This is a genomic window from Pedobacter sp. MC2016-24 (assembly GCF_015223055.1).
Classification (GTDB): domain Bacteria; phylum Bacteroidota; class Bacteroidia; order Sphingobacteriales; family Sphingobacteriaceae; genus Pedobacter.
The window spans coordinates 13,212-24,728 of the sequence record NZ_JADFBX010000002.1 but is presented as its reverse complement, the minus strand read 5'-3'; the positions used below and the strand labels follow the sequence as shown (position 1 = coordinate 24,728).

The window sequence follows — 11,517 nt, the reverse complement described above, 5'->3', positions numbered from 1 at the left end:
TTCATAAACTCCAGCAGATTGATTTCTTTGAGCTTTAATTCAATCAGGAATTAAAAAGGCAAATCCCCTGCAACTTCATTAGAGTCAAGATATTCAGATTCACTTTTTGGTGTAGTATTTTCATTGCTCACCGGCGTTTGCTCAAAATCACTTTTCCTGCCCAGGATCGTAAAGTTCTCCGCAACAACTTCGGTCACATACTTCTTCACCCGTTCCCTGTCTTCAAAAGACCGCGTGCGCAGTTTACCCTCAATGTATACCAATTTCCCCTTTTGTAAATATTTAGACGCAACTTCCGCCAGACCCCGCCATAAAACAATATTATGCCATTCCGTCTGCTCTATTCTTTTGCCGTCCTTGTTATAGGTTTCTGATGTAGCCAATGGAAAGCTTGCAACGGTTACACCTCCGTCTAAATGTCTGACTTCAGGATCTTTGCCTAAATGTCCAACTAAAATAACTTTGTTAATACCTGACATGAAATATGGTTTTACTTTTTAACTGAATAAGCACTCATAAAATCGGTAATCACTTTAGGCTGCGGCAAATCGTCAAACGCCGCCAGAGTTACCCACTTTATATCTGCATTCTGATTAAAGTTAATGATATAATTATCTAAAGCAAAAAATTGAACATATATAGTTTGGTGAGTCAACAAATGTTTTTTTTGCCCCAAATCTGTAACATTACAGTCTTTACCAAAGTTTTGTTTTAATAAATCAAAAAATGTTTCGGGCACTTCGCGATAAAACTGTGCGGTTTCTATCAGGGGAAAATCATACAGCTCCTGCCAGATATCTCCAGGCCCCCTCCTTTTTACCAAAACCATATCATCTTTCATTGCCACCAGGTAATTGAAATAACGGATCCGCTTTTTTAATGTCTTCAGTTTCACAGGAAGTACATTGACCTGAGCATTTAACCTGGCATAACAGTCGGAATTTAACGGGCAAATGTCGCAATTGGGGGACTTGGGTTTACATTGTAAGGCTCCAAATTCCATAATTGCCTGGTTGTATAAAGAAGCCTGCTCACCAACAATTAAAGATTGGGCCAGGTTACTGAACGTTTTTTTGCCGGTGGTACTGTTGATCGGGGTATCAATTCCAAAATACCTGGACAATAATCGAAATACATTTCCATCAAGTACAGCCCTGGATTCATTCGAAGAAAAGGAGGAAATTGCTGCCGCTGTATACTCCCCAACTCCTTTTAACCGGATCAGATCCTCGTACTTTACAGGAAAGGTCCCTTCGTATTCGTCCTGAATTTGCAATGCTGTAAATAGCATATTCCTGCCCCTGGAGTAATACCCCAGTCCCTGCCACAATTTAAGCACCTGGGTTTCGGTAGCCGCGGCAAAATCACCTATGGTAGGAAAAGCTGCTAAGAACTTATTGAAATAAGGCATGCCCTGCTCAACCCTGGTTTGTTGCAAAATGATTTCCGATAGCCAAATGACATAGGGATCAGTCGTATTTCGCCAGGGCAGATCGCGTTTATTGGTCAGATACCAATTGATAAGTGTAGACTGGAAACTCATAGCCTGCAAAAGTACACCGATTTTTGAGTTTATCTGCGTTACATTTTATAGCCACTAAGGTTTATACATGTGTTGTTGATCGAGTTTTTGAGAAAACTTGCAATACAGTGATTATAGTTCGAACAAATAAATCATCTTTTATTTTCCTATCTCATTAAAAAGCAATACTTTTGCAACCCCAAAACATATATAATAACGTAGCACACAGTAAATAAATAAATATAAAATATGACTAAGGCAGATATTATTTCAGAAATATCAACGAAAACAGGAATTGAAAAGGTAGATGTACAAGAAACCGTTGAGGCATTTTTCAAGGTCATCAAAAACAGCATGATTGGTGGAGAAAATGTATATGTAAGAGGTTTTGGTAGTTTTGTTGTAAAAAAGAGAGCACAAAAAACTGCTAGGAATATATCAAAAAACACTGCGATTATTATCCCAGAACATTTTGTTCCAAGTTTTAAACCAGCAAAAGTTTTTGTTGATAAAGTAAAAAGCAACTCTAAGAAACTTAGCGTAGAAGCATAATCAGCTATGATAAAAAGTATCCGGAATAAACAAATAATCGTTATAGGAGCAATCGTATTGCTCATTGCATTTTTGTTTACCCGTGATATTAAGGGTTTAGTTAAGCCAAAAGAAGAAACCAGTACCACAGCAATGCCACCATCAGGGGGCGAAATGTCTGAAAAACCTGCTGTACCGGAAATTAGCTTAGTACAAGTTTCTTCTTCGGCTAAAAATGTAATCAATGCCAGCCTTGCTGCAGAAATCACCACATTAGAAAACACATATAATACCGCTTCTGAGGATAAAAAATCCGCAGCGGCAAAGTTATTGGCTCAAAAATGGGATGATATCGAACAACCGATTCCAAGTGCATTATATCTTGAAATTATTGCAAAAAAGGAGGCTTCATTGAAAAACTGGATGTCGGCAGGCGACCAGTTTATGAAAGCGTTTGACAATACCCGCGACAGTTTGATGCTGCCAGCACTGTTGCAAAAAGCGCACACTGCGTATACCAATGCAGTTGCGATTGATTCCAGTAATGCGGCCGCAAAAACCGGGTTAGGTATTACAATCGTAAACGGAATGGGCATGCCAATGCAGGGGATTGCCATGCTGCTTGATGTGGTTAAAAAAGATCCTAAGAACTTAAAAGCAAATATGAGTTTAGGTACTTTCGCCATCAAATCAGGTCAGTTTGACAAAGCGATCACCCGATTTGAGTCCATCGTTGCAACAAATCCATCGCCAGACGCCTATTTTTACCTGGCTACAGCGTACGAAAATCTTGGACGAAACCAGGAAGCTATTGATGCTTATTTAAAAAGCAAAAAACTAGCTGCAAATGCTAAACTATCTCAGTTTATTGACGAGAAAGTGATTGCATTGAAGAACAAACACTAATAAACAGATTTATCAAAATATTTAAAATTTAAAGTTATGCCAAGCGGTAAAAAAAGAAAAAGACATAAAATGGCCACCCACAAACGTAAAAAACGTTTAAGAAAGAACAGACATAAGAAAAAATAGTTTTTCTTGGAAAAAACTAACAATTAAGGCTAGGATTAAATCGTAGCCTTAATTGTTGGTTTCCAATGTTTTTATTTTGTCCATGTGTTAATAAGGCATTAGCCTTAAAATCTGTAGCTTTTGGTAAAGGAACTAATTATAGATTCATCTCCTTTGGGAGTAACCATAGCTTTAGTTGAAGATAAACAACTTGTAGAACTTCATAAGGAACAGATCAATAACAACTACGCCGTTGGCGACATTTATTTGGGCCGCATAAAGAAAATTATGCCGGGCCTGAATGCTGCGTTTGTTGATGTTGGTTATGAAAAAGATGCATTCTTGCATTACTTTGATCTTGGTCCGCAAGTCCAATCTTTAATAAAGCTTACTAAAATCAAGCGTAATGGCTCTGTTAACGGCACTTTATTAGATAATTTCAAATTAGAGGAGGACATTAACAAAGCGGGTAAGATATCTGAAGTGGTGGGCAAAAACCTTGTTTTGCCAGTTCAGATTGCGAAAGAACCCATCTCCACAAAAGGACCCAGACTAAGCTCTGATCTTTCTATTGCAGGAAGGTATATTGTATTGGTGCCTTTTTCTAACGTGATCTCTATCTCTAAAAAGATTAAGAGCAATACCGAACGTAATCGATTAAAGAAGATTATCGAAAGCATCAAACCTAAGAATTTTGGTGTAATCATCAGAACAGTTTCTGAGGGTAAAGGTGTTGCAGAGCTTCAAAAAGATTTACTTGACTCGGTAGCGAAATGGGAAAATTTCATTAAGAAATTACCTGATGCTGAGCCGTCCAAACGTGTTTGGGGAGAAATGGACCGTACATCTACGCTGATACGGGACATTTTGAGTACTGACTTTACCAATGTTTACGTAAATGACAGTGGCCTTTTCGAGGACATTCGCTCTTACGTTCACGAGATCTCTCCGGAAATGGAGAAAATTGTAAAGTTTTACAAGCATAAAGAACCGATCTTTGAACATTTCGGTATCGAAAAGCAAATCAAAAATGGCTTTGGAAAAACGGTAAACCTGGCCGGTGGTGCTTACCTCGTTGTAGAACACACCGAAGCATTACACGTTGTTGATGTAAACAGTGGAAACAGAACAGCAAGTAAGGAAAATCAGGAAGAGAATGCCTTACAGGTAAACAAAGAGGCGGCAAAGGAAATTGCCCGTCAATTGCGTTTACGTGATATGGGTGGTATCGTTGTCATCGATTTTATCGATATGCACAAGCCTGCCAATCGTAAGATGTTGTTTGATTATCTGCGCGACCTCATGCAACTGGACCGTGCCAAGCACACCATTCTGCCACCAAGTAAATTTGGTCTTGTTCAGATTACCCGTCAGCGCGTGCGCCCGGAAATGAACATCGTAACCAGTGAGAAATGCCCAACCTGTGATGGTACGGGCGAAATTAAGGCTAGCATCGTTTTGATGGATGACATCGAAAATAACCTAACCTATATTTTGCAAGAGCAAAACGAAAAAAATATTACGCTTTGTGTACATCCTTACATTGAGGCATACATTAAAAAGGGACTCATTTCTTTACATTGGAAATGGTTCTTCAAATTCGGACAACGAATTAAAGTCAAGGCAGTACCATCGTACAACCTAACTGAATTCCATTTCATTTCTTCTAAAGACGAAGAGATCAAGTTATAATAACGATCACGTTTACTTACACAAGCCTGGGTTCTGAATAGAACCCAGGCTTGTTTTTTTTACCGGGTGTTTATTTCTGGAATTTAGCCTAAATTCGTAAAATGAACCAAGCTTATAGCTCGTCATTCACTAAAATTAAATCAATTGGCTAAAACTAAATCAGCATATTTCTGTCAAAGTTGCGGATATGAATCGGCAAAATGGCTAGGTAAATGTCCTTCATGTAATGAATGGAATACATTTGTAGAGGAAATCATTGAAAAGCCGACTTCCAAAGTCCCTTCCTGGAAAACCAATTCCGGAACGCAACGCTTAAACAAGCCGGCCAAAGTAGATGAGATACAATCGATCAAAGAAGAACGAATAGCTACCGGCGACAAAGAATTAGATCGCGTTCTTGGCGGAGGTCTGGTCGCAGGTTCTGTGATCCTCATTGGCGGAGAACCGGGAATCGGCAAATCAACACTGATGCTGCAACTTGCTTTAAACATCTCCGATAAAAAAATATTATATGTATCCGGTGAAGAAAGTGAGCAGCAAATTAAAATGCGCGCAGAAAGAATTACGGAAAAGCCTAAGGCGAACTGCTATATCCTGACAGAAACATCTACCCAGAATATATTCAAACAAATTGAACAACTTGAGCCAGATATCATCATCATCGACTCCATACAAACACTGCATTCAGCTCATATAGAATCCACTCCTGGCAGTGTATCCCAGGTGAGGGAATGTACTGCAGAACTGATGCGCTTTGCCAAGGAAACCGATACACCAGTATTTCTAATCGGTCACATCACCAAAGATGGTACCATAGCCGGACCAAAGATATTGGAACACATGGTTGATACCGTATTGCAATTTGAAGGCGATCGTCACCATGTATACCGAATCTTAAGGGCCATAAAAAATAGATTTGGGGCTGCTGCCGAACTTGGTATCTACGCCATGCATGGAACTGGCCTGAGGCAGGTCTCCAATCCTTCAGAAATTTTACTGTCGCAAAGAGATGAAGAGCTGAGTGGAATTGCGATATCAGCCACACTGGAAGGTGCCAGGCCGATGTTAATCGAAACGCAGGCACTTGTTAGTGCCGCAGCCTACGGAACACCACAGCGCTCTTCTAATGGCTTCGACACAAAGAGAATGAATATGCTATTGGCCGTTCTTGAAAAGAGATGCGGATTCAGACTGAGCACCCGGGACGTATTTCTAAATATAGCGGGTGGTTTGAAGGTTGAAGATCCCGCGATTGATCTGGCTATTATGGTGGCAATCATTTCTTCCCATGAAGAAATCGCCATTTCATCAAAAATATGTTTTGCGGCGGAAGTGGGACTTTCTGGTGAAATCAGAGCAGTAAATCGCATTGAACAGCGTATTTCTGAAGCAGAAAAGCTAGGTTTTGAGAAGGTATTCATTTCCACTTACAACATGAAAGGCTTAAATCTAGAACGTTATCAGATTGAACTGGTCGCAGTTAGTAAAATTGAAGATGTCTTTTCCAGTCTATTTGGCTAAAACTGGCACAACCATCAAAGTGAGTATGTTTTTACTCACTTTTCTACAACAAGGGCATAAAATTCCCCATAAACACTAATCAAGATTGATTACGTAAAAACATAAAGCCTTCAAATAAAGACAATTACAACTATAAGTATATGATTTTAAAAACGGCCTGGTAATTGGATATGTCTAATCGTTGAGCGTCATTTATGATTCTCGACAAACAATAGGGATGATTATCCTCGTTATCGTTAGGTAACGAGGATTTTTTTTTGATATATTCGCTATATTAGGCTTAAACAAATAAATCAACATGATCATAGTCCCAATTATCGTTATCGCAATCCTTTTCTTTATTGGCCTAGGCTATTACAACGGGCTTATCGGCAAAAAAAATCAGGTTGACAATGCATTTTCAGCAATAGATGTCATGTTAAAAAAACGTTTTGACTTGTTGCCAAATTTAGTTGAGACTGTAAAACAATATATGCAATATGAGGAAAGCGTATTGACTAAAGTAGTAGAATTAAGGTCAAAAGCGATGAGTCCGGGCATTAGTAACGAACAAAAACTGGATTTAGACAGACAGCTTAGCAACAGCGTGAAAGGCTTAATGGTAAATGTAGAGAATTATCCGGATCTGAAAGCCAACCAAAACTTCCTGAACCTGCAAAGTACCTGGACCGAAAGCGAAGAGCAAATTGCCGCAGCAAGAAGAACTTATAATGCTTCGGTAACAGATTATAACAATGGAATCATGATGTTCCCGGGAAGTATTTTTGCAGGCATGCTCAACTATCAACCAATTGCTGTATTGGCCAATACAGAGGAGGAACGTAAAAACATCAGCGCAAAAGACCTATTTAACAACTAATGGATAGCAACAATCCTGTTTCAAGCTCCTTACAGCATGCACTCAACACCTTAGAACAACAAAGAAAAGAAGTCTCTTCACTGAAGATAAAAAGCTACCTGCTCCTGGCAGGAGGCGTATTATCCATTGGAACCGGGATTGCTACAGGCTTACTAATTGGGGCAGGAATAGCCGGCGGAGCTGCACTCATTGCCGGGTTTATTTTTATCGGTAAATCCAGTACTAAGTTCAACCATTACAGGTACGACTATAAACAAAATGTCATCTCACTGGTATTAAAGTCTGTTGATGATAGTTTGGAGATAGACTATATGTCTGGTCTGTCAGAAAGAGATTTTATCGACTCACAATTATTTACGCAAGAACCAGATCGGTATCGTAGTGAAGACCAGGTGCATGGAGTTGCAGGAAAGACAAGATTTTCTTTTTCAGAAGTCCATGCGGAATATAAGACCGTAACGCAGACAAAAAATGGCAGACAAGAGCATTGGCATGATATCCTTAAAGGAATCGTTTTCACCGCGGATTTCAACAAAAACTTCAATGGCATTACTGTGGTCAGACCTAAAGACATTAGCAGTAGCATTGGTGCCTGGATATCCAGTGCAATCCCATTATTTTCTGCTTCAGGTAGAAATCTTGTTCAATTGGAAAACCCTGAGTTTAGCAAAACGTTTATCACCTATTCGACAGATCAGGTAGAAGCCAGATATATCCTCACACCGAGCCTCATGGAACGTCTATGTGAACTCAATAACCGTTGCAATTACACCATTTCATTGTCTTTTATTGACTCTAGTGTATATATTGCTTTCCCATTGGATAAAGATTATTTTGAACCACCTGTACATAAAAGCCTGTTGGGAGCAGAGTTTATCAGTGAAGACCTGGAGGTCATCAGATTTATGTACAACATTATCCGTGAATTGGATCTGAATACCAGAATCTGGACTAAAACATAAAAGCAAGATGATATTAAACAACAATGGCCTCTTTTAAGGAGGCCATTGTTGTTTATGTTATTTAGATAAATACATGGATTTATCTTTAATGAGCTTTCTGAAGTAAGGATCTTCCGTGTCCTTGATAAATCTGATCGACTCACCTGTAGACTTCATTTCCGGGCCTAATTCTTTAGTTACCTCAGGGAATTTATAGAATGAGAATACAGGCTCTTTGATCGCATAGCCTTCCAGTTTACGTTCAATTGTAAAATCCTTTAGCTTGTTCACCCCTAGCATCACTTTAGCGGCAATATTAATGTAAGGAACATCATAAGCCTTAGCAATGAAAGGAACAGTTCTTGATGCTCTAGGATTCGCCTCAATTACATATACTTTCTCATCTTTAACTGCAAACTGGATGTTTAACAAACCAATTACATTCAAAGCTCTGGCAATCTTTTTAGAATAAGTTTCCATGTCGTTCATAACCTTTTCAGATAAACTGAAAGGCGGCAGTACGGCACTGGAATCTCCCGAGTGAATACCTGCTGGTTCAATGTGCTCCATTAAGCCAACAATATGTACATCTTCACCATCACTGATCGAATCTGACTCGGTTTCTTCTGCTCTGTCCAGGAAGTGATCAATCAATACACGGTTACCAGGAAGGTCACCTAGTAATTTAACAACAGCCTTTTCAAGATCTTCATCGTTAATCACGATGCTCATCCCTTGTCCACCCAACACATAACTTGGTCTAACCAATACCGGGTAACCCACTTCATTTGCCACAACAATTGCTTCTTCAGCATTTTCTGCAACACCATATTTTGGATAAGGAATATCCAATTCTTTTAGCAGGTCAGAGAAACGTCCCCTGTCTTCTGCAACATCCATATCGTTATATGAAGTACCGATGATCCTTATGCCATTCTCCTGAAGCTTTTCAGCCATTTTCAAGGCTGTTTGACCACCCAACTGAACGATAACACCTTCCGGCTTTTCTAATTCGATAATTTCGCGTACATGCTCCCAGAATACCGGCTCAAAATATAATTTATCAGCCATGTTAAAGTCGGTAGACACGGTCTCCGGATTACAATTGATCATGATCGCCTCAAAACCACTTTCTTTAGCAGCAAGCAAACCATGTACACAAGAGTAATCGAATTCGATACCCTGACCAATACGGTTAGGTCCGGATCCCAATACAATTACTTTCTTTTTATCAGATGGGTGAGACTCGTTCTCCTCCTCAAAAGTAGAGTAGTAATAAGGTGTTTGCGCAGCAAACTCAGCAGCACAAGTATCTACCATTTTATAAACACGTTTGATGCCTAATGACTTTCTGCGTTCATAAACTTCGTCCTCAGTTACATTTCCAAGCAGATAAGCAATCTGAATATCAGAGAACCCTTTTTGCTTCAAGGTAAAGAAGAAATCTTTAGGGATATTATTTAGCGAATAACGTTTCAATTCTGTTTCCAGCTGAACCAATTCATGTATTTGTGACAAGAACCATTTGTCAATGCGCGTAACTTTACGGATTGACTCTAATGGTACACCCATGCTCATGGCATCTTTAATCAGGAATAAACGATTCCAGCTTGGGTGCTCAAGGCCATGCATGATCTCTTCGATACTGCGGTTATGTTTACCATCAGCACCTAAACCAGCTCTGCCAATTTCTAAACTCTGACAAGCTTTTTGTATCGCCTCAATAAAAGTACGTCCAATTGCCATTACTTCACCTACAGATTTCATCTGTAAACCCAGCTCCATATTGGCTCCTTTGAATTTATCGAAGTTCCAGCGCGGAACTTTCACAATCACATAATCAAGTGTTGGCTCAAAATATGCAGAAGTAGTTTTTGTAATCTGGTTTTCCAGCTCATCCAGGTTATAACCGATAGCCAGTTTAGAAGCTATCTTTGCAATTGGATAACCCGTTGCCTTACTGGCCAATGCCGATGAACGTGAAACCCTTGGGTTAATCTCGATTGCAATGATCTCGTCGTTATCAGGATTTACTGAAAACTGCACATTACAACCGCCCGCGAAGTTTCCTATTGCACGCATCATTTTGATGGCCTGGTTACGCATATCCTGGTAGCAACGATCAGACAATGTCATTGCAGGTGCCACAGTGATCGAATCACCTGTGTGGATACCCATCGGATCGAAGTTTTCTATAGAGCAGATAATGATTACATTGTCATTGCTATCTCTTAACAACTCCAATTCGTATTCTTTCCAACCCAAAACAGCTTGTTCTACCAATACCTCATGTGTTGGAGAAGCCTCAAGTCCACGTTTTAAAGCCTGGTCAAATTCTTCTTTCTTGTGTACAAAACCACCACCAAAACCTCCCAATGTATAAGAAGGTCGGATTACCAGTGGGTAACCAATTTCCTGAGCAGCTTCTTTACCTTCAAGGAAAGAGTTGGCAATTTTTGAAGTTGCTACCCCTACCCCTATATCAACCATTAACTGGCGGAAGGCTTCACGGTTTTCTGTTTTCTCGATTGCAGCAACATCTACACCGATCACCCGCACTCCGTATTTCTCCCAAATTCCACGTTCAGAAGCCTCAATACAAAGATTCAAAGCCGTTTGGCCACCCATGGTAGGCAATACAGCATCAATTTGACGTTCTTGCAAGATCTGTTCGATAGAATCTACTGTCAATGGCCACAGGTAAACATGATCACCGATTACTTTATCGGTCATGATGGTTGCAGGATTGGAGTTGATGATCGAAACTTCGATTCCCTCTTCTTTTAAAGATAAGGCGGCTTGCGATCCTGAGTAGTCAAATTCACAAGCTTGTCCGATGATAATAGGACCCGATCCGATGATTAGTACCGAGCGTATGGAGGTGTCTTTAGGCATAAGGCTTTAAAAAGTCTAATGATATATGAGTAAAAAAATGCAATTTTATAGACGGAGCGTCTGAAGATTTTCCTTGCTTATAGCATGATGATCCCGACTCTTCTGTCGGGATGCAAAGATACATTTTTACTCATTAATTTTTAGGTATTTTTTTAAAAAGCCTGATAAATAAAAAAGGAAAGTATTTTTCCTTTCAATAAGCTCACAATCTGCTTTTTATTGCTGAAACTTCAACGTTCCAACATCCGTAGTCGTACTGTCAATTACAGCAACGTCTTTAACTACAATGTCCTGATAGGGCGGCTTAGCTTTCGCCAATAGGGTATAGGTTCCGGTTTTTATGTTTTTAAAAATAAAACTCCCGTTTACAGCATTCAACCTCAAGGTATCCGCACCATTTATTGCCATAACCTCAATAGCACCGTCTGCAGGCATTAATTTCCCTTGAATAGAGCCGGTTTTAATCATTGTAAATGCCGAAAGGCTAAACAGCAAACCAGTAATAAAAAACAACCTGACACTTATTTTTTTCATTAAAAAGCTTT

The 11,517-nt window shown here is 39.5% G+C and carries 10 protein-coding genes; 6 read left to right on the top strand and 4 right to left on the bottom strand.

From position 1 onward, the window contains the following. Nucleotides 1-50: 50 nt before the first annotated feature. Nucleotides 51-479 (bottom strand): single-stranded DNA-binding protein, encoded by a 429-nt coding sequence (locus IM797_RS05715; RefSeq protein ID WP_194126154.1) that lies wholly within the window; start codon nt 477-479, stop codon nt 51-53. 11 nt (nt 480-490) lie between these two features. Then, complete coding sequence (mutY, locus tag IM797_RS05710; protein WP_194126153.1) at nt 491-1,543, bottom strand: A/G-specific adenine glycosylase; 1,053 nt, start codon at nt 1,541-1,543, stop codon at nt 491-493. Between the two features lie 228 nt (nt 1,544-1,771). On the opposite strand from mutY, the gene IM797_RS05705 reads away from it, so the two are divergent. From IM797_RS05705 to IM797_RS05680, 6 genes are all read left to right on the top strand, one after another. After that, nucleotides 1,772-2,074, top strand: coding sequence for an HU family DNA-binding protein (locus tag IM797_RS05705; protein ID WP_084288493.1), 303 nt, complete (start codon nt 1,772-1,774; stop codon nt 2,072-2,074). A gap of 6 nt (nt 2,075-2,080) precedes the next feature. Then, on the top strand, nt 2,081-2,959 hold the full coding sequence (locus tag IM797_RS05700) for a M48 family metallopeptidase (RefSeq protein WP_194126152.1): 879 nt from the start codon (nt 2,081-2,083) through the stop codon (nt 2,957-2,959). A 246-nt stretch (nt 2,960-3,205) separates the two neighbouring features. Beyond that, complete coding sequence (locus tag IM797_RS05695) at nt 3,206-4,756, top strand: Rne/Rng family ribonuclease (protein ID WP_194126151.1); 1,551 nt, start codon at nt 3,206-3,208, stop codon at nt 4,754-4,756. A gap of 144 nt (nt 4,757-4,900) precedes the next feature. Further along, on the top strand, nt 4,901-6,277 hold the full coding sequence (radA, locus tag IM797_RS05690; RefSeq protein ID WP_194126150.1) for a DNA repair protein RadA: 1,377 nt from the start codon (nt 4,901-4,903) through the stop codon (nt 6,275-6,277). A gap of 298 nt (nt 6,278-6,575) precedes the next feature. After that, nucleotides 6,576-7,136: a LemA family protein gene (locus tag IM797_RS05685; protein ID WP_194126149.1), complete on the top strand. Its 561-nt coding sequence runs from the start codon at nt 6,576-6,578 to the stop codon at nt 7,134-7,136. Further along, the gene (locus tag IM797_RS05680) at nt 7,136-8,098 is read left to right on the top strand and encodes a DUF3137 domain-containing protein (RefSeq protein WP_194126148.1); all 963 of its coding nucleotides are present in this window, start codon (nt 7,136-7,138) and stop codon (nt 8,096-8,098) included. The genes IM797_RS05685 and IM797_RS05680 overlap by 1 nt, the downstream gene beginning before the upstream one ends. Nucleotides 8,099-8,155: 57 nt before the next feature. Here IM797_RS05680 and carB read toward each other — a convergent pair whose 3' ends face one another. Continuing rightward, nucleotides 8,156-10,972: a carbamoyl-phosphate synthase large subunit gene (gene carB, locus IM797_RS05675; RefSeq protein WP_194126147.1), complete on the bottom strand. Its 2,817-nt coding sequence runs from the start codon at nt 10,970-10,972 to the stop codon at nt 8,156-8,158. 216 nt (nt 10,973-11,188) lie between these two features. Continuing rightward, complete coding sequence (locus IM797_RS05670; RefSeq protein WP_194126146.1) at nt 11,189-11,506, bottom strand: carboxypeptidase regulatory-like domain-containing protein; 318 nt, start codon at nt 11,504-11,506, stop codon at nt 11,189-11,191. Nucleotides 11,507-11,517 lie beyond the last annotated feature (11 nt).